Here is a 19,418-nt window from a genome sequence, read left to right as displayed (position 1 = left end):
GCTCGCGCGCTCGCGCGAGACCGCCGGGTTTTTCGACCCCGACTCCCTATGAACGTTCATGTCAGCACTGCGCGACGCGCTGTCCGACCTCCCGGACGCGGTGTTCGCCGACCTGTTGGAGTCCGAGACGTCCTACCTCTTGGTCCTCGACCTCCCGGGCGTGACCGCCGAGACGGCGGAGCTCCGAGTCGAGAAGGGCAGATTGGTCGTCGAAGCGCGACGCGACAAACGGCTTCCAGCCGAGTTCGACTACGTCCGCGAGGAACGCCCGCTGTTCCTCGACGCCGAAGTCCCCCTTCCGCCTGACGCCGTGGCCGACGAGGCCGAGGCGTCGATGGAACGCGGGACGCTGGAAATCCGGCTCCCCAAGCGCGAGGCCGCCTCCGAGCGGACCATCCCCATTACCACCGGCGACGAAGACGCCTGACGAGGCGGTGGTCACGCTGGTCAACCTCCGCGCCTATTGGCGGTTCCTCGTCGTCCTGTACCAGTTCTTCCCGCTCATCGTCGCGTACACCCGTGACAAGCGGAAATACCTCCTGTTCGGCGGCGGTCGACGCGTCACGACCGAGATGCGTATCAAGCGCGCCGACGTCCTCTTGGAGTCGCTACTGACGCTCGGGCCGACGTTCATCAAGCTCGGCCAACTGCTGTCGACGCGCCCCGACATCCTCCCCCCGGAGTACATCGAGGTGCTCGGGAGCCTCCAGGACGACGTGCCGGCCGCGCCGTGGGACGAGTCGAAGGCCGTCCTCGAAGCGGAACTCGGCCCCGTCGAGGAGGCGTTCGACGCGTTCGACACCGAGCCGATAAGCGGCGCGAGCCTCGGGCAGGTGTACGTCGCCGAGTACGAAGGCGAAAAGGTCGCCGTCAAGGTCCGCCGGCCCGGCATCGAGGACCTCGTCGAGGCCGACCTCCGGGTGATTCGGTGGTCGATGCCGCTTCTCATGCGCTTTATCGGCGAGGGGCGAGCGTTCTCGCTGGAGAACCTCGCCGACGAGTTCGCCAAGACCATCCGCGAGGAGATGGACTACGACGAGGAGGCCGAGACGCTCGTCGAGATTCAGGAGAACTTCGCGGACGACGACACGCTCGTCATCCCCGAACCGATACCCGAGCGCTCCGACGACCGGGTGCTCACGATGGAGTACCTCCCCGGGACCAAGATAAACAACATCGAGGCGCTGGACGACCTCGGCGTCGACCGGACCGAACTGGCGACGAACCTCCAGCGAATCTACCTCCAGATGATCGTCGAGGACGGCGTCTTCCACGCCGACCCCCACCCGGGGAACCTCTCCGTGACCGACGACGGCCGCATCATCTTCTACGACTTCGGGATGCACGGCGAGGTCGACCCGTTCATCCAGGACAAGATCGTGGAGTTCTACATCGCCGTCGCCAACCAGGACGTCGACGGCATCCTCGACACGCTCATCGAGATGGGGACGCTCAGCCCGAACGTCGACCGGCAGGTGATGGGCGACGTGATGGAACTCGCCATCGCCGACGCCCGCGGCGACGACATCGAGCAGTACCGGGTCAACCAGATCCTCGAACAGGTCGAATCGACCATCTACGAGTTCCCGCTTCGGCTCCCGCGGAACCTCGCGCTCGTGCTCCGGGTCGCCGGCGTCGTCGAGGGGGTCTGCGTCACGCTCGACCCCGAGTTCGACTTCATCTCGGTGGCGACCGACTACCTGACGGAGGAAGGCTACCGGGAAGAGAGCGTCCAGAAAATCATCGAGGGCGTCGGCCAGCAGGGCCAGAAGACCGCCCAGTCGCTGTTCCGCGTGCCGCCCAAGCTCGAACGCGTCCTCGACCGGGCCGACCGCGACAACCTGACGCTCAACGTCCGGCTGGAGGACAACCGCGGCATCCTCGACAAGCTGGCCAAGCGGCTCATCTACGGCATCTTCCTGTCGTTCGGCTTCGTCTCGACGGTCATCATCTACGCGCTGAACCCGGAGAACCTCGTCGCGGTCGGCGCGGCGGGCGCGCCGACGGGCGTCGTCGCCCTGCTCCTGTGGAAATCGTTCCGCTCGCGGAAGGGGCTCCGGGCGACGCCGCAGTTCACCCGGCAGAACCTCAAAGAGCGCCGCAGAGAGTAATCAAAACTGAGAACCGGGCGCGTAATTTTATCGGCTCCCGCCGATACACTCTCGCTCATGACGGAGTGGCGACCGGTGTTCGTGGGGGTGTGTCTCGCCGCGTGCACCGAATCGCTCGTCTACGCGATGACGGGCCAGTTCACCCTCGTCGGTGGGGTCACGGGGAGCGCGCTCGCCGGCTACGTCGTCGGCACCGACCCCGCCGACGGCGGCTGGCACGGCCTCATGGCCGGCGTCGTCTGGGGCTGTCTGCTCATGCCGGTCTCCGTGCTTCTCACCTTCCTCGAACGGACGCCGATTCTCTTTCCGTTCCAGTACCTCATCCCGATGTTCGAGACGGCGGGCGAGCTGACGACCGCCATCATGCTGGCGCTCTCGCTCCCGAACGTCGCCTCCGGGGCGCTCGGGAGCCTCGCCAGACGCGACGCCGCAGGGACGTGGTTCGACCCCGAGATGGCCGAGGTCGACCCGGTCGAAGATGCCTGACCGATCGGGGTCTCCGCCCGCGATTTCCACGGCAAGGAGTCGCGTGCGAGGACGGTTCCAAACCGTTTATACCCTCCATCCGATAACGGAGAGACATGGCGAAAGAGCAGAAGCAGGTGCGCGAGCTCCAAGAAGGGAGCTACGTCATGATGGAAGAAAAGCCGTGCAAAATCAACGCCTACAGTACCGCAAAGCCCGGTAAGCACGGCAGCGCGAAGGCGCGCGTCGAAGCCCGCGGCGTCTTCGACAGCAAGAAGCGCTCGCTCTCCCAGCCTGTCGACGCGAAGGTGTGGGTCCCCATCATCGAGCGGAAGCAGGGTCAGGTCGTCTCCGTCACCGGCGAGGACGCCCAGATCATGGACCTCGAGACCTACCAGACGTTCACGATGCGCATCCCCGAGGAAGAAGACCTCAACCCCGAAGACGAGATCGAGTACCTCGAGTACGAAGGCCAGCGAAAAATCGTCTAAACGGGGGTCACAGAGATGTTCCCCGGAGCAATCGCAGACCGCGAGGTCGCCGACTACGTCCTTCTCGGCGCTCCGCTCGACATCTCCACGTCCTTCCAACCCGGAACCCGTTTCGGACCGAATCGAATCCGTCGGTTCGCCGAGTCGTTCGACGACTACGACCGGCGCACCGACCAGTTTTTCACTGACTTACGCGTCCACGACGCGGGCGACGTCCGCGCGTGGGACGACGCACCTGAGTACGTCGAATGGCTCGCCGGGAGCGTCCGCGACGCCGTCTGGGACGACGCCGTCCCAATCGTCCTCGGCGGCGAGCACACCGTCACCGCCGCCGGCGTCACCGGCGTCGAACCCGACGTGTTCGTCTGTCTCGACGCCCATCTCGACCTCCGGCGCGAGTACGACGGCAACGAGTGGAGCCACGCCACCGTCACCCGTCGCGTCCTCGACGAACTCGGCGTCGACGAGGCCGTGATTCTCGGCGCGCGAACCGGCTCGCCCGGCGAGTGGAAGCGCGCCGAGGCCGGCGACGTGACCGTGGTCGAACCCGAAGCCGTCCCCGACTGGGAACCCGAGTTCGACGACGACCAGTCGGTCTACCTGAGCGTCGACATCGACGCCGCCGACCCGGCGTTCGCGCCCGGCACGGGTACTAAAGAGCCATTCGGGCTCACCTCCCGGGAGATGCGAGACGCGGTCCGAGCGGTCGCGCCCCGCGCCGACGGCTTCGACGTGGTCGAGGTCAACGACCGCGACGACGGACAGGCCGCGTCGCTGGCGGCGAAGCTCCTCCGGGAGTTCGTCTTCTCGCACGCCGCCGAGCGGGCAGACGAGTAACCGACCCCGCGGCGAACCCCGTTCCTTACAAGTCCCCGAGTCACGACTCCCCGGTATGCAGCTCTCCGACATCGTCGCCCGACTCGACGAGACGCTCGCGACCGACGACTTCGCCGACGTGGACGCCAGCGCCAACGGCCTGCAGGTCGGCCCCGAGGAGAAATCGGTCGAGAAGGTCGCCTTCGCGGTCGACGCCGCGGAAGCGACCATCGACGCCGCGCTCGACGCCGACGCGGACCTCCTCGTCGTCCACCACGGCCTCGTCTGGGGCGGTCTCGACCGGGTGACCGGCCGCGACTTCGACCGCATCGAGCCGCTGATTCGCGGCGACCTCGCGCTCTACGTCTCGCACCTCCCGCTGGACGGCCACCAGGAAGTCGGCAACGCCGCCGGCGTCGCCGACCACCTCGGCCTAACAGACACCGAGCCGTTCGGGTCGCTCGGACCGATTCACATCGGGCAAGCCGGGGAGCTCGCGTCGCCGAAGACGACCGACGAGGTCCGGGCGGCGCTCGACGAACTGGACGGGAGCGCGGGCACGACCGCCCTCGACTTCGGCCCCGACGAGCTTTCGTCGGTCGCTATCGTCACCGGCTCCGGCGTCGACTGGCTGGACGAGGCCATCGACCGCGGCGTCGACGCGCTCGTCACCGGCGAGGGCAAACAGAAGGTGTACCACGAGGCGCGCGAGGCCGGCATCTCGGTGTTCCTCGCGGGGCACTACGCGACCGAGACGTTCGGGGTTCGGAGCCTGCGGGACCTCGCCGACGAGTGGGGGCTGGAGACCGAGTACGTCAGCCACCCGACCGGGCTGTAGGCGCGACCGAGCGCCCGACACCCCATCGCACGGTCCCGTCGGACCGGGGCGTTCAAACGCTCGGCCGACGCACTCCCTCGCATGAGCGACCACGACGATGACGGCTACGAGATGCCGGACCGCGAGGAGTTCCAACACGACCCGCTGGGCCACGCCGAGGTCCGCGGGGGGATGACCGTCGGCGAGCTGGTCGAGCAGTACGGCCACGCGGGCATCGGCGCGGCCGACGTGCACGAGGCCGCCGACATCTACGCCGAGATGCTGGCCGACGACGACTGCACGGTGTTCATGTCGCTGGCCGGCGCGATGGTCCCGACCGGGATGCGAAAGGTCGTCTCCGACCTCATCCGCGACGGCTACGTGGACGCCCTCGTGACGACGGGCGCGAACCTCACCCACGACGCCATCGAGGCCGTCGGCGGAAAACACCATCATGGGTCTCAGAACCACGGCGAGAAGACCGAACGCGAACACGACGAGACGCTCCGCGACGAGGAGGTCGACCGCATCTACAACGTCTACCTCCCGCAGGAACACTTCGCGCTGTTCGAGTCGCACCTCCGAAGCGAGGTGTTCCCGGCGCTGGAGGAAGAGGGGACCGTCAGCATCGCGGACCTCTGCCGCGAACTCGGCCGCGCCAACAGCGAGGTCAACGACCGCGAGGGAATCGAGGAAGACGCCGGCGTCGCCGCCGCGGCCTACGAGGCCGACGTGCCCATCTACTGCCCCGCGGTACAGGACTCCGTCCTCGGCCTGCAGGCGTGGATGTACTCGCAGACCTCGTCGTTCTCGCTGGACGCGCTGGCCGACATGACGCCGCTGACTGACCTCGCGTACGACGCCGACACGGCAGGCTGTCTCCTCGTCGGCGGCGGCGTCCCGAAGAACTTCACGCTCCAGACGATGCTCGTCACCCCCGGCGCGTACGACTACGGCGTCCAAATCACGATGGACCCGTCCGCGACCGGCGGTCTCTCGGGCGCGACGCTCGACGAGGCGCGCTCGTGGGGCAAACTGGAGAAGGACGCCCGCAACACGACGGTCCTCGGCGACGCGACTATCATGCTCCCGCTGCTCGTCGCCGCGGCGCGCGAGCGAATCGAGTAACGCCGCGAGGCCCGCTGACGGCCGCGGCAGTCCGCACCACCGGCCGTCGCGTCACATCGCGTCAGGTGGGATACTTTTTTGCCCGGCGAGCACCCTTCCATGCCAACGAATGGCACGAGAGGGTGCACAGGGCGTTCGCGTCTGCCTCGACATCTGGCACCCGGACTGCTGGACGCTACAGGTGACGAGGGAGACGAGCGGCGGCCTGCTCGGCCACGGCGTCCACGAGATAGACGGCCTCGCAAACGGGCGTTTCACCGCCTACGCCGACACGGCCGAGGAGGTCGACGAACTGCTCGCGGCCGTCCGCGCGTCCCCCCTGACCGAGTCGGTGTGGGAGACCGACGAGCACGACGGCGACGTCGGGGTCCCGGGGAGCGCGGCCCGCGGCATCGTCGTTCGCTACGACCTCAGGAACTCCATCAACGACGCCCTCGTCTCCCGGGGGTTCATCCCCGACGAGCCGGTTCGGATGCAGGGCGGCCGCGAGCGCTGGACCGTGCTCGTCCACGAGACGCGACAGACCGTCCACGAGCGGCTAGAGGAGATACGAGCGGAGCGAAACGCCGACATCGACGTGGAACTCATCACCGCCCCCGAAGACGGCGGCGGCATGTTCCGGACCGACGCGCTCTCCGAGCGCCAGCGCGAGGTGTACGAACTGGCCCGCCGCCGCGACTACTACACGTGGCCCCGCGAGGTGAGCGCCGCGTCGCTGGCGGCCGAGTTGGACATCTCGAAGGCGACGCTCCTCGAACACCTCCGGAAAGCCGAATCGAAACTGCTCGGCGACTACTGACCCCGCTCTTCGGGCTCTGGGGGACGAAATCCGGCGGGTCGGCGCTCACCCCACTCATGAGAGGGAGGGGTACTTTACCCGATAATCGAACCATGTGACAGTATGTCATCGGTAGACGTGAACGACGGGCGGAGCCTCTCGCGGGACATCGGACTGTTCGGCGCGGTGAGTACCGTGGTGGCGGGCACCCTCGGCGCGGGGCTGTTCGTCACCCTCGGCACGGCGAGTTCCACGACGGGGCCGAGCGTCATCCTCGTCGTCGTCCTCTCGGGGCTGCTCGCGATGAGTATCGCGCTCAACTACGGCTGGATGGCGACCATCTTCCCCGGCGCGGCGGGGTCGTACGCCTACGTCTCCCGGACGTTCGACAGCCGCCTCCCCGGGTTCGTGGTGACGTGGTCGAAGTGGCTCGGCTACATGGCCGCCGACGCGGTCCTCGCCATCGGCTTCGGGAGCTACTTACAGGTGTTTTACCCCTCGGTCGACCCGACGCTGGCCGGGTTCGGCCTGTTGACGGCTCTGTTTCTGGTCAACCTCGTCGGGTCAAAGAGCTACAGCGTCTCGCAGAACGCCATCTTCGGCTTCCTCGTCCTGTCGATACTCGTGCTCGTCGGCCCCGGCCTGCTGAACGTCGACGCCGCGAACTATCAGCCGTTTTTCACCGGCGGCTTCGACGGCTTCGTCGCCGCCGCGGTCCCGCTGTTCTACGCCTACATCGGCATCGCCGTCGCCGGGCAGATGGGCGCGGAGGTGAAGAATCCCTCGCGGAACCTCCCGTTGGCGATGGCCGGCGGGACGGCCATCCTCATCTTCCTGTACGTGCTGACCGCCGCCGTCATCTACGGCGTCGTCGGCGACTACACGGTCCTCGCGAACTCGGCGCGACCGCTGTCGACGGCCGCCGAAGTGTTCCTCGGCGACATCGGCACGGCCATCGTCGGCGTCGGCGGCCTGCTCGCGACGGCGTCGTCGGTCCACGCGGTCATGGCCGCGGGCATCAAGATGCCCTACTCGTGGGCGTGGGACGAGGTGTTCCCCAAGAAGTTCTCGGCGGTCTCCGACCGCTTCGGGACGCCCCACTGGTCGCTGTTGACGCTCTACGTCGTCGCCGCCGGCCTCACCTTCTGGAGTACGGGCCTCAGTCAGGCCATCGCCATCGCGACGTTCAGCTACCTCATCGCCTACGCCGCGGTGTCGATAACGGTGCTGTACGTGCTCTACAGCCGCACCGACCTCCGCTCGGAGGCGGGCTTTTCGCGCCCGTCGCTGCTCACGGTGACGGGACTCGTCGGGTCGCTCGGCGCGGTCGGGCTCCTGACCGAGGCGTACAAGGGTTCGCTGTCGATTTACGTCCCGTGGGTCGCCGTCGGCCTCGTCGTCTTCGGCGTCTACTGGTACCGCGGCCAACAGAAGGACCACGACGTCGAGGCCATCCTCGGGACGCTCCCCGGCGTCCCCTCCGACGAGTACAACCCCTCGGTTCGCGGAGTGAGCGATGACTGACGACGCGACACCGCGCGGTGACCGCTCGGACGACTCCGACTTCGGCCTCGACTCCGCCCCTCGCGTCGACCCCGACGAGACCATCGACCTCTTGCAAGCGCTCGTGCGGATTCCGAGTCCGTACTTCGAGGAGGCCGAGATAAGCGAGTTCGTCTACGACTGGTTGGACGCCCGCGGGCACGACCCCGAGTACCACCACGTGAGCGAACCGGACATCACGGAGTACGAGGGCGACAACGTCGTCGCCCGGCTGGCGGGCTCTGACCCGGACGCGCCGACGCTCCTGTTGAACGCCCACGTGGACACCGTGAAACTGGTCGAAGACTGGGACGAAGACCCGTGTTCGGGCCGCATCGAGGACGGGAAACTGTACGGACAGGGCGCGTGCGACATGAAAGGTGGCCTCGCGGCCGTCATGGTCGCCTTCGACGCGCTCGCCGACGCCGACCTCGCGGGGGACGTGCTCCTCACGGCCGTCGTGGACGAGGAGGGCCCCTACGGACTCGGCACCGACCGACTCATCCGAGACGGCGTCGTCGACGACTGCGACGCAGCCATCGTCACCGAACCCGGCCCGATTCTCGCACAGGAGGACGTCGAGAACCCGGCGCTCCTGCTCGGCGCGCGCGGCCGCTACTTCTACGACATCGAAGTGCGCGGGCAGGCCGCACACGGGTCGAAACCGGACACCGGCGTCAACGCGGTCGTCGAGGCCGGCAGACTCGCGGCCGCGCTCGACGACCTCGACGTGGGCGACCACCCGAAACTCGGCTCGGGGTCGACCTGCCCGCTGAAAATCGAGGGCGGAAGCCAGACGCTTTCCGTCCCCGAGCGCGCTCGCCTCATGGTCGACCGTCACGTCGTCGTCGGCGAGACCCTCGAAGACGCCCGCGACGACGCCGAGCGCGCCGTCGAGGAACTCGGCTTAGAGAGCGAGGTCGACGTGGGATTCCGCGAAGCCCCCGACGAAGGCATCCGATACGGCCCCTACGTGACCGACGAGGACCACCCGCTCGTGGGCGCGCTCGCGGACTCGACCCGCGCCGTCGCCGACACCGACCCCGCCTACGGCTACTTCTCCAGCGTCGGCGACTTCAACTACCTCGGCGACCGCGCCGACCTCCCGACGGTCATCGTCGGTCCCGACGGCGAGAACATCCACGCCGCCGGCGAGTTCGTCTTCACCGACGACGTGGTCCAAGTGGCCGACATCGTCGCCGACGCCGCCGTTCGGTACCTCGGCTGACGCGGCGTTCGTTCCCGCCCCCGAGGCCGCGCGTTCTCAGCGCCGAGAACCGGGCGCAAACACCTAACAGCCCCGCCCGGTACCTCGGACACAATGACAGCGCCCCCGCTCACGTCGGTCGTTTCGGCCCGCACCGACGTCGAACTCGCCGCCGTCTTCGAGCGCGTCTGGGAGGCGCGGGGCTACGAGACGCGCGTCCGGTTCCGCGGTCCGGACGTGCACGTCGAAGCCGCCGGGGAGACGCCCGAGGGCGCGACGCGCGAACTCCGAATCTGGATTACGACCACCGGAACCGTCACCGCGGACAAGACGAGCGCGTTCGTCCGGCGGTGCGAGCGCGCCGGCATCGAACCCTACGTGGCGGCGGTCGGAGGCGGCCGCGTCGCCCCCGACGCCCACCGCCGAGGGCTCGTCGTTCTCGACGCGCCGGCGCTCGCCGTCGAAATCCGCGAGACCGGCGTCGAATCGTTCGTCCGCGACCTCGCCGCCCGAGAGGAGCGGCCGGCGACGAACTGGCTGGGCGAGCGAATCGAAGGCCGCGGAGGCGATGGCGACGACGGCACAGAAGCCGAGCGCGACGAGTCCGAGAACGACGACGCCGGGCGAATCACCCGTCGCGAGGCGCTCAAAAGGGCAGGAGCCTACGTCGCCGGCGGCCTCGTCACGTACCTCGCCGTCGAGCAAGTCTCGGATTTCGTCCAGCGCTCGCCGAAGCTCCGCGACGCGGTCGCCCGCCGCGCGGCGTGGGTCGACGACCGCCTCCCCGACGTGGTGCTCCCGACCGTCGAGTGGTCGATTCCGACGCCCCAACCGCTCTCGGAGGAATCGACCCTCCCGAACCGAACGGCTACGGTATCGACGCCGGCGAACGCGACGGCGATTCCGTACGCCGACCTCCGGCGGAACCCGGAGTCGTACGCGGGGACTGCCGTCACGTACACCGGCCGCGTCGAGGAGACGTTGGAGCGCGACGGGGTCCGACTGGCGCTCGTCGCCGTCGAGGACGACCGAGGGCGACCGAGCGGCGACGTGGTCGCTCGATGGCCCGCGGGGCGCTTCTTCGAGGACGACATCGGCTTTCGACTGCTCGCCGACGAGCGCGTCCGGCTCTGGGGCGTCGTCGCCGGCGAGGGCTCGATTTCGGGTGGCGTGCAGTACCCCCGTATCGACGTGTCGGTACTGGAGAAGGCGTGAGCGGGTCGGTGGTCGGGTGAGACCGATGGTGATTACTCGGTTGCGGGGCGAGAGCGAGGTGGCCGATGACGACGGCACCGTTCCGAACCGAACTAGGCACTCGGTGATGCGGAGCCCTATGAGTGCCGAGGCCGAACTATTACCGACCCTTCATTTCTCTCGTTTATCGCAGAACAATAGAATTTAGGCAATAGCGGATAGCGAGATTGCCAAGGTCGAACGATTACGGCTCTTTGGTTTCCTCTTTAGCGAATCGGGATTTCCGGCTAACAGTTTTCTATACTCTATTACTGAGAATTGAAATTCTCGATTGAACTTTGCTCAAACCCTCCGTCTTGAGCAACAGACTCTGGTGGCTCACTCGTTATTGTCTCAGTCAATTCACCAGTAAAGGCTTGTTTGAGAATCGAAGACGGAAGTTCTGATAGAATCTCTGTTGTCCTTTCACTTGCCATAGCGATTTCTTCAGCCTTCTCTTCGATGCTCCTAATTTCGTCGAGAATCCTTTTCTGCTGGCCGATATTTGGAAGAGGAATCTCCATTTCCCTCAATTCTTGAGAGTTTATATTAGCTTGACTGACTGCCTGCTTGGCTTTCTTATCAATCTCGATTCGCCCTCGCGGTGAATTCATATAGTTCACGAAGAACTCGGGCAGTAATTTTGCTTCATCTAGATGAACGCGGATTAGATATGATGCAAAGACAGCATCGTCTAACTCACCGTCGAATATTGCACATTTACCGACCAGTTCTTTGCTATTTGTGCGGTTGAATAATACATCACCCTCAGCTAGGTGATATTTCGAAAATTCGTCGTCTGGGAGAGGAACGTGCTTCAACTCGGAATAATCCATCTCTCCGGTTTCATCATAATTCCCCATTCGAAGAATCGGATATCCCTCGCCGTTCTCATTCATGGCTTGTGAGATTCCGTATTGGGAGTCTTTGATGACACTTTCCAAGGGGACTAATTGAGTATCAACCTCTTCAATGGAGTTGAGAAACACCGAATACACTAACTCAGACTCAATCTCCTCTACCCTATTTCGGGCTGTTTTGGTTTCATCAACCTTCTTAAATAGCCGGTTCAGCTGATTTACTATAACTTCTTGCTCTTCCTTCGGCGGAACTGGTATCTTACTACTTTTAACGTCCCGAATTCCTACAGCAGGATAGCTCGAACCTCTCTGCTCTTCTTTTAATTGGTTCACAAAGTCATCGAACCTAGTTGCATACCACAGATAGTCCGTCAAAATGTCGTCGCCGGGGGTCAGAACTGCAAAAGCCGTTGAACAGATTTGATTGTCTAACTCTTCAGGTACGACAGCAAATGCACGAAGATAGGGTCTGACCGTTGAGACGATGACGTCGCCTGTATGTATCTCGCGTTTTGCCCGACTCGGGGCGTCTTTCCCAACCTCTTTTTCGGTGTCTGTGATTTTTCCTTCATCCCCATCAACACATGACACGGTGATGTAATCGAATTCACGGTCAGGGAACTCGTCTGCAGGCTTTCTGTTGATATTATTCACACCACAGTAGTCTGAGACCGGTGCATAGTCCCAGTAGTCAGGGATTTCAATCATCTCTGCTTTCCTCCGCCTCCAGTTCATTGAGAATGTCTTCCGCGTTTTCCGAAATAGTCTCCTGAAGAGAGATGAATTCGGTAAGCAATTCTTCGGGTTCAGCTATATCCAACTCTTCATCGTCAAAATCTTTATACTTCTTGTAATTCAGAGAATAGTCATTCTCCTCTATCTCTTGAATTGGTGCTTTGAAATATCGGTCACTTTCTTGGCGCGTGTCGTAATTAGTGAGGAAATCACCGAATTGCTCTGAGGTTAGGGGATTACTCTTCTTTATCTTCTCGACCTGGGTTCTGAGGTCGTAAAACCAGACTTCGTCGGTTCCTCCACCTTTCTGGAAGAAGAGCACGTTGGTCGTTACGTTGGTGTATGGGTGGAAAGCGCCAATCGGCAAGATGAGGATTGTGTGAACATCATAATCTCGGAGGAGATTTTCTCGAATTCTCTTTGCCGCACCTTCCTGGAAAAGAACACCGTCAGGGACGACCATACCGCACTCCCCTCCCTGCTTGAGAAGAGTCATATTGTGCTGAACGAAATTCAGCTCTGGACTTTTTGTATCCACCATGAAGTCCTCCCGAGGACGGGTCTTTTTCTGATTCCCACCGTACGGCGGGTTTGTGAGGATGACATCATATCTCTCCTCAGTATGAGCACCTGGTGAGAGAGAATCACCAACTTCGAAGTTTTGCGGTTGCAGGTCGTGAAGGGCCAAGTTCATCAGACCAAGACGCCGAGTTTCGGGGACTAATTCCATGCCCGACAGATTCTCCGTCATGAGCGCCTTACGCTCATCCCGGGTCAAGTCAGCGCCTTCATTCGTATTTCGCAGAATATGTTCGAAGGCATGAATCAGAAACCCACCGGTCCCCGCAGCAGGGTCGTGAATTTCATCATCGTGTTTAGGGTTAACCGCCTCTACAATCGCTTCTATAGCAGGTCTAGGAGTGAAGTATTGTCCTGCTCCTTTGGCCTCTTCGGCGTAGCGCTGCAGTAGAGCTTCATAGGCTGTTCCTTTGACGTCGACTTCGATAGAAGACCATTCAATATCGTCAATCTCTCGAATAGCTTCACGCAGGCTTACTGGAGTTCGAAATTGACTGTTAACCCGCGCGAAGATGTCTCCAACAATACCATCTTGGTCACCTAGCGTGGGAAGCACAACGCGGTTGTAATGTTCAAGCTGTTCTTCTCCACCTTTCTCTTTAAGAGTGCACCATTGGCACTCCTCCGGAATCTCGATGGACTCACTACCGAATTGCTCCCGTTCATCCATCATCTTGAGGAACAGCAATACCGTGACCTGCTCGACGTAGGTCCCGATGTGCATCCCGTCCTCACGGAGAATACCACAAATATCCCAAATCTTCTGTTCGACATCGAGTTTTCCGTTGTTCCGGCTCATGCTAGTATCACGTCTTCGTTAAGCTCTTGGAGCACGTCTTTCAGCTCCTCTTCTCCGCCGAACGCCTCCGCAGCGGAATTCCAGCCGCCGTGCCGAGAGAACGGCACGTAATTGAAATCCTCCTTCTTGATGACCTTCTCCTGCACGAAGTGGCGTTTGAGGAGATTCAGCCACTCGCGTTCTGCCTCGGTGAAATCCTTATCCTGCATCCACGCGCTAAACGCCCGTTCGACCCGGTCTTCTGTCGTGGGGAACTCGTCTTCACCGAGGGCGTGCTTGATGAAACCGATGATATCGGTCATCTCCTGCCCGTAGGCCTTTTGCAGCTTCTCTTCGGAGAACTTCTCCGGCTCGTCCTGAAGTTTCCGATTGAGTTCCCGAAGGTGCTTACGCTTGAGGGCTTCCGGGGACTCCATTATTATCTTTATTGCTTCAATCTCGGACTGGTTCTGCCTCACGTACCGCTCGAAGTGAGTGACGTAGTCGTCCGGCCGTAGCTCTTGACCGTCCTTCGTCTCGAACATATACCCCGAGAATTCGAGGTGGTCCTGAACGTCGTCGGCGACGATGATTTCGTCGTCCTCGTCGTCCTCTCGCTTCTTCTTCCCCGACTTCTCTTCGTCGACGGTTCCATCTGGGCGGTACGTATTGAACGGCGGCGTCTCGCTGAAGTAGTCAACGATGCCGATGCAGTCGTAGATGGTAAACTTCTCCTTGCCAATCTCGTCGCAGGTGCGAGTCCCCCGGCCAATCATCTGATTGTAAAGGACGGCAGAACGAGTCGGCCGGATGAAGATGATGTTCTCGATTGGTTTGACGTCAACCCCAGTGCTGACCATATCGACCGTCACCGCGATTTTCGGGTACTTCTGGTTCCTAAATCGCTTAATCCAGCCGTCGGGGTCGTCGGTCGTGTAGGTGATTTTCTTGACGTAGCGGTCGTCTTTGTCCGAGTAGACCTCTCTGAATATCTTCTCTAACTCGGTTGCGTGACGGTCGTTCTTAGCGAACACGAGCGTCTTTTCGTCCTCGCCCGACTGCTTACGGAACTCTTCTGCAATGAGGCGATTCGTAGAGGGGACAGTAATTTTGTTTTCGAGGTCTTCGGGATTGTACTCCTCATCCTCGTAGTAGAGGCCGTCCATGGTGATACCCGTCTGAATCCGGTACGTCTCGTAGGGGACGACGTGGCCGTCATCGACGGCCTGCCAGTAGCCGTATTGGTAGACCCAGTTCTCGTTGAAGTAGCTGAGCGTGTGAGTCGCCGGGGTCGCTGTCAGACCGAGTTGGAGGGCGTCGAAGTGGTTCAGAACGACGCGCCAGTCCCCGTAGATAGAGCGGTGGGACTCGTCGGAGATGATGAAGTCGAACGCGTCCTGCGGGATGTCGAGTTCGTCGTGATTTTCGAGCAGACTGTACATCCCCTGGAGGGTGGCGACGACGATATCCGCGTTCTCGGGATAGACGCCGTCCTCGACCTGCTCAATGATGTAGATGTCGCTCAGCTTCATCGCAGGGCCGACATCGTAGTTTTTGAACGCGCTCTCGGCCTGATTCCCGAGGCTGTTCCGGTCGACGAGGAAGAGGACGCTATTGACGTAGCCGGATTTCAGCAGCCGATAGGTCTGAGCGCAGGCCATCCGGGTCTTCCCGGTCCCGGTCGCCATCTGAACGAGCATCCGGCGCTTGTTCTCCTGAAGAGACTCTTCGATACTCTGGATTGCCTCGAATTGGTTATCCCAGAGGTTCGCGTCGGACTCTCGAATCGGGGTGTCCTCTAGCCACTCCTTCGCTGCCTTGTAGTCTGTTTTGAGGAACTGTTCGAGTCCTGCGGGTCGGTGGAAGTTACGGAGCTTTCGTTCGCGCGGGGCCTCTTCCCGAAGGTCCTGAAACCACACTTCGTCTGAATTCGCGGTGAACACGAAGGGGACTCCGTACCGACCGGCGTAATTCTCACCTGTACCGATATCTTTCGCGTATCGCTTAGATTGGGTGAGTGCGGCGTAAGCGTCTTTCTTGGCTTCCTTTGCTTCCACGACTGCGATGGGCTTGCCTGTGACCAAGAGGGCGTAATCAACGGGACCAGAAGAAGTGGGATATTCCCGTTTGAAGCCCGTATCGCCTCCCTCTTCTTCGAGGTCTACCCAGCCTGCTTCCTTTAGCTGGGTATCGATGACCTCTCGGGCCTCGTCTTCGGGGTCGGTTCCTTTGTCAGCCATTACTCACTACAATTCACTCGGGGTATAAGTGCTCTTCCGACAGTCAGTCTCAATAACACCTCACAGAGGTCGAAAACCAGCAAGTGTTTAGACGTTGGTTGAGCAGAATTGAAACGAGAGTTAACTGTGAATCGGAGGACAGGATGGTAGAGATTGTAAATGTCGTCGCGTCAGGTGCTCTGGATGTCGAACTCGATTTAGAACGCCTCGCTGACGACATCGGTGAGCCTGTTGCTCGCTACGACCCGGACAAGTACCCGGGGATGTACCTTCGATTCGAGGAGGATGCACCGCTGATTACGGTCTATAGAACGGGGAAATTCATCATTACCGGCGCAGACTCAGAAGAGGAATCATATTCACTCCGGGAGCGGTTCTTGAATCTGTTCTCCGATATGGGCGTCATCGAGGAACCGGAGGATGAGTGGTTCAACATTCAGAATTACGTCTGTACCGCAGAACTGGGAGAAGCCCAGAATCTGAATGCTCTTGCGATAGGATTGGGACTCGAGAAGACTGAGTATGAACCAGAACAGTTTCCGGGTTTGATTTACCGTCCGGACTCAGGCGAATGCGTCGTTTTAATCTTCGCTACGGGAAAGGTTGTCATCACCGGCGCGAGGGAACTTGAGATTGCAGAAAAGACATTTGAAGAACTCCGGGAGACACTTTCGGAATATATCTAGTCGAGCGTTTTACGGAGAGTAGCGAATCCACTGGCAAGATTTTGCCGAAGGTAATGGTTCTAGCCCGCGATTGAGGGTAAACTACTTGTCGTTCGGTTAATCACTCCTAACATAATGTCAGCAGGCGGCATGAATCCTGATATCTATCAGCATTTCCGCGATGGCGAGGAAATCGTTGAGTACTATTCGCGGAACCTCTCTCGACCGCAGGTAAACCGACTGGCTGAAATTGAGTCGATAAGCCTACCTGGTACGAATATTCCTTCGGACTGTGAGATTCTTCTGGAAGACGGTGCGTTAGAGACTTTTCACGAGTACAACGCCGAGTTGTTCGGTATCGGTTCGTCTACGATTATCGAGGGGATTCGTGCGTTGGAGACGGAGCGCATGACGGACATCTCTGACCGAGAGATGGACGAGAAGCAGTCTCTCATTCTCTATCTAATCGACTGGGGTTGGCGTGATAAGCTGGAGATTATCAAGGCGCTGAAGACCTTCAAGACGAAGCGGACGTATAAACGGAAGCAAATCTCCGGCGAGCGTTCCTTTGAGGACCTGACGGACGACGTCAAGGAAGAGCTTAGGGCGCAGTACGAACAGGAACTGCCAGAGATAAACGAACGACGGAAGCACAAGGTCAAATTCAAAGGTGTAGATATAATCGAGGATACGGACCTGATGATTCGGTTTGACGCCGAAGCCAAGGCCAGCCGTTATCGTCAGTTCCGGTTCCGGGAGCAGGAGGATTGGAAGGACGAATTGAATGGCCAGATGGAGACTGAGACTATCAAGTACTGGCCGCTGACTACGGAATATCTGTATATTGACTATGGCCGGAAGGAGTACGACTATGATATCTCGCGGTCGGAGGAGAATCTGACTCGAATCGCTATAGAGACCCTATTTGAGGACGCTGATTTCGGCGAGGACGTCGAGTTTGCTGACCCGACGGATTTCGAGGATAGTACACCTCAAGACTTCGTCGCCTCGCGGATTGAGGACCAGAAGGAGGCGCTAGAGGATACTGACCTGCTTGACGACGGGAAGAAAGAGCAATACGCCAATATTCTCGACGACCTAGATTCCGTAGAACAAACAGCAATCGTACTCGAGAACGTCAATGTAGAGGGGAACCCTACTCGAATTGAGATTGAGACTGATGACCCTATTTCTGATTTCTTAGGGCCTCATAACCTGGAAGAGCGGTTAGAGGAATTCAACCAGAAGAGCCAACAGAGAGAGTATACCCTCCGTTTGGGCGACCGGGAAATCCACGTAAGCGGCTCCAAAATATCCATCATGGGGAGTATCAGTAAGGACGAGGAGCAGGTAATCACCTCCCTGCTTCGTAAGGACGGAGCGTCAGTATGACGATGAACCCCGTTCGCGGGAGCCTCAGGTTTCGGTTCAACGAGCAGTTTTCAGCGGACCAGCTACCGGATGAACTGGATGGGAACGAGTTCGTTGCGAAACATGAGAACAACTCAATAGTCTGTCCCGAAGGGGAATGCACTGAGAAAGTGAATGTTGCTGACTCGGAGCCTCCCCAATTCGTTTGTCCTAAGGGCCACATCAACCCATACGACGAGTCGAGGCGCTTCTACTACGATATAGATACCTCACGAGCGATTGAGGAACTACTGAATGAAGTCGCTATCGAGGGTCAAGCTGAACGCGACGGTGGCCTTGCTGTGGTCGTAGATTCGGAGGCGACGTTCATCGTGGTCCCCGGTGACTACCGCGACACTCTTTTACAGAATCTTGGGCAGTACCTTAGCGGACACCGGAACATCTGCATTATCACCTTTACTAACGACTGCAGGGATGGGATTAAGCGATTCATCGACCGATTTGGGGGTCTTTCGATGGTCGTACAACCGCCGAACGTGAAACGGAAGGTCTCAAAATTCACATCTCTCGTGGACATCCGGAATTCTGTCGAAGCAGATTATCTCCCGGAGAACGAGGAAGTTCCAGAAGACCTCGTTCAGAAAATCCACGATAATCCTCAATTCGTCGTTAGCGAGCTCGTCAACTACGAGAAAATCGAGGGGAACAAAGCCGAGCGTGAGCGTATGGAACAACTCAGTACGCTGGCCTTCTCGCAACTGATGAACTTCCCGCTCAATTCGTTAGGTATGGCCGACCGGGGGAATCGAATTCCCGATGGTTTCGGATTTATCTTCGACCGGGACGGCTCGAACGACCCGCTTCTAATCCTCGACTCTAAGAGCGTGAGCAGCAAGACACGGGATTATCCCAAAATCACAGAGGCAGATGATGCTCAGTATAGAAAATATCTGGAAATCGCAGAGGACATCTCATATCAGCATGGGATTACCCAGCGAGCAGTCGTATTCATCTCACCTGAGTACAGTGAGAGCAAAATCCATGATTTCCTTGATGAACTAGGACGGTCGGATTTAGATGAATTCCGGGTTCTCTTCATGGAACTAGAAGCCTTAGCGACGCTGCTACTGCTCCGTAGTACCCATGCTATCGACCGGAAAATCAGGCTCGACAAGGGACGGTGGGAACAACTCTTGTACAATCTAATTGTTGACCCAAAGTTCGACCGTGAACCAGATGATTATGAGTTAGAGAGAAAGAACGCTGACCTCATCGACAAACGAGTTGTTGTAGAGCACATCTCCCAGAGCCTTGATGAGCAGCGTAGCAAGGAAGAAATCATCAAAACAATCGAAGAGAAATTCAAGGAATTCGACCCCCATGAGGTCTAAGCGAGAGCCTCGTATCGGCTACTATCCTCGATAGTGTTACCGAGCGTAACGGGACTCAGACGCTAACGCATCCATCTCTACTTCGAATACCAGTCATCCTCTGAACGGTAGATTCGGTCAACAGGCGAGAGACTGTACGCTGAGTACTATTCTTCTGAGGACGTCCAGAGGTCGGGTTCTGGAAATTAAGTAAGTAATTTGATATTCTTTC

17 protein-coding genes are annotated in these 19,418 nt (G+C 60.1%); 14 read left to right on the top strand and 3 right to left on the bottom strand.

Going from position 1 to position 19,418, the window contains the following annotated elements:
• Positions 1-58 precede the first annotated feature (58 nt).
• The 11 genes from ABY42_RS11420 (at position 59) to ABY42_RS11370 (ending at position 10,570) form a co-directional block, all read left to right on the top strand.
• Positions 59-427 (top strand): Hsp20/alpha crystallin family protein, encoded by a 369-nt coding sequence (locus ABY42_RS11420; RefSeq protein ID WP_004975518.1) that lies wholly within the window; start codon positions 59-61, stop codon positions 425-427.
• Between the two features lie 7 nt (positions 428-434).
• Complete coding sequence (locus ABY42_RS11415) at positions 435-2,111, top strand: ABC1 kinase family protein (RefSeq protein WP_050459554.1); 1,677 nt, start codon at positions 435-437, stop codon at positions 2,109-2,111.
• Positions 2,112-2,168: 57 nt separating this feature from the next.
• Positions 2,169-2,597: a DUF5518 domain-containing protein gene (locus ABY42_RS11410; RefSeq protein ID WP_004975521.1), complete on the top strand. Its 429-nt coding sequence runs from the start codon at positions 2,169-2,171 to the stop codon at positions 2,595-2,597.
• Positions 2,598-2,692: 95 nt separating this feature from the next.
• Positions 2,693-3,067 (top strand): translation initiation factor IF-5A, encoded by a 375-nt coding sequence (locus ABY42_RS11405; RefSeq protein WP_004062652.1) that lies wholly within the window; start codon positions 2,693-2,695, stop codon positions 3,065-3,067.
• A gap of 15 nt (positions 3,068-3,082) precedes the next feature.
• Positions 3,083-3,904, top strand: a complete 822-nt coding sequence (speB, locus tag ABY42_RS11400) for an agmatinase (RefSeq protein WP_050459553.1) — start codon at positions 3,083-3,085, stop codon at positions 3,902-3,904.
• Between the two features lie 55 nt (positions 3,905-3,959).
• Positions 3,960-4,721 carry a Nif3-like dinuclear metal center hexameric protein gene (locus tag ABY42_RS11395; protein WP_050459552.1) on the top strand — a complete coding sequence of 254 codons (762 nt, stop codon included), beginning with the start codon at positions 3,960-3,962 and terminating at the stop codon, positions 4,719-4,721.
• An 81-nt stretch (positions 4,722-4,802) separates the two neighbouring features.
• Entirely contained in the window at positions 4,803-5,828 is a 1,026-nt protein-coding gene (locus tag ABY42_RS11390) for a deoxyhypusine synthase (protein WP_050459551.1), read from the top strand.
• 109 nt (positions 5,829-5,937) lie between these two features.
• On the top strand, positions 5,938-6,627 hold the full coding sequence (locus tag ABY42_RS11385) for a helix-turn-helix domain-containing protein (protein ID WP_050459550.1): 690 nt from the start codon (positions 5,938-5,940) through the stop codon (positions 6,625-6,627).
• Positions 6,628-6,729: 102 nt separating this feature from the next.
• Positions 6,730-8,130, top strand: coding sequence for an APC family permease (locus ABY42_RS11380; protein ID WP_050459549.1), 1,401 nt, complete (start codon positions 6,730-6,732; stop codon positions 8,128-8,130).
• Positions 8,123-9,376 (top strand): M20 family metallopeptidase, encoded by a 1,254-nt coding sequence (locus ABY42_RS11375; RefSeq protein ID WP_050459548.1) that lies wholly within the window; start codon positions 8,123-8,125, stop codon positions 9,374-9,376. The genes ABY42_RS11380 and ABY42_RS11375 overlap by 8 nt, the downstream gene beginning before the upstream one ends.
• A 93-nt stretch (positions 9,377-9,469) precedes the next feature.
• Entirely contained in the window at positions 9,470-10,570 is a 1,101-nt protein-coding gene (locus ABY42_RS11370; RefSeq protein ID WP_050459547.1) for a hypothetical protein, read from the top strand.
• 287 nt (positions 10,571-10,857) lie between these two features.
• Here ABY42_RS11370 and ABY42_RS19065 read toward each other — a convergent pair whose 3' ends face one another.
• Genes ABY42_RS19065 through ABY42_RS11360 form a run of 3 tightly spaced genes read right to left on the bottom strand, consistent with a single transcriptional unit; the run spans position 10,858 to position 15,780 of the window.
• On the bottom strand, positions 10,858-12,156 hold the full coding sequence (locus ABY42_RS19065) for a restriction endonuclease subunit S (protein ID WP_197092905.1): 1,299 nt from the start codon (positions 12,154-12,156) through the stop codon (positions 10,858-10,860).
• A complete protein-coding gene (locus ABY42_RS11365; RefSeq protein ID WP_082220676.1) occupies positions 12,149-13,561 on the bottom strand; it encodes a class I SAM-dependent DNA methyltransferase in 1,413 nt (470 codons plus the stop codon). Before ABY42_RS11365 ends, ABY42_RS19065 begins: the two co-directional genes overlap by 8 nt.
• Complete coding sequence (locus ABY42_RS11360) at positions 13,558-15,780, bottom strand: type I restriction endonuclease subunit R (RefSeq protein WP_082220675.1); 2,223 nt, start codon at positions 15,778-15,780, stop codon at positions 13,558-13,560. Before ABY42_RS11360 ends, ABY42_RS11365 begins: the two co-directional genes overlap by 4 nt.
• A gap of 143 nt (positions 15,781-15,923) precedes the next feature.
• Here ABY42_RS11360 and ABY42_RS11355 point away from each other — a divergent pair, with 143 nt between their 5' ends.
• The 3 genes from ABY42_RS11355 to ABY42_RS11345 all read left to right on the top strand — a co-directional run bounded on the left by ABY42_RS11355 (position 15,924) and on the right by ABY42_RS11345 (position 19,207).
• On the top strand, positions 15,924-16,466 hold the full coding sequence (locus ABY42_RS11355) for a TATA-box-binding protein (RefSeq protein WP_050459545.1): 543 nt from the start codon (positions 15,924-15,926) through the stop codon (positions 16,464-16,466).
• A 114-nt stretch (positions 16,467-16,580) separates the two neighbouring features.
• Positions 16,581-17,837: a hypothetical protein gene (locus tag ABY42_RS11350; protein ID WP_156224401.1), complete on the top strand. Its 1,257-nt coding sequence runs from the start codon at positions 16,581-16,583 to the stop codon at positions 17,835-17,837.
• Entirely contained in the window at positions 17,834-19,207 is a 1,374-nt protein-coding gene (locus ABY42_RS11345) for a hypothetical protein (RefSeq protein WP_156224398.1), read from the top strand. Before ABY42_RS11350 ends, ABY42_RS11345 begins: the two co-directional genes overlap by 4 nt.
• Positions 19,208-19,418: the final 211 nt, after the last annotated feature.

The organism is Haloferax gibbonsii (assembly GCF_001190965.1).
Classification (GTDB): Archaea; Halobacteriota; Halobacteria; order Halobacteriales; family Haloferacaceae; genus Haloferax; species Haloferax gibbonsii.
Note: the sequence above shows the minus strand (reverse complement) of the source record. Positions and strands in the feature narration are given on the sequence as shown.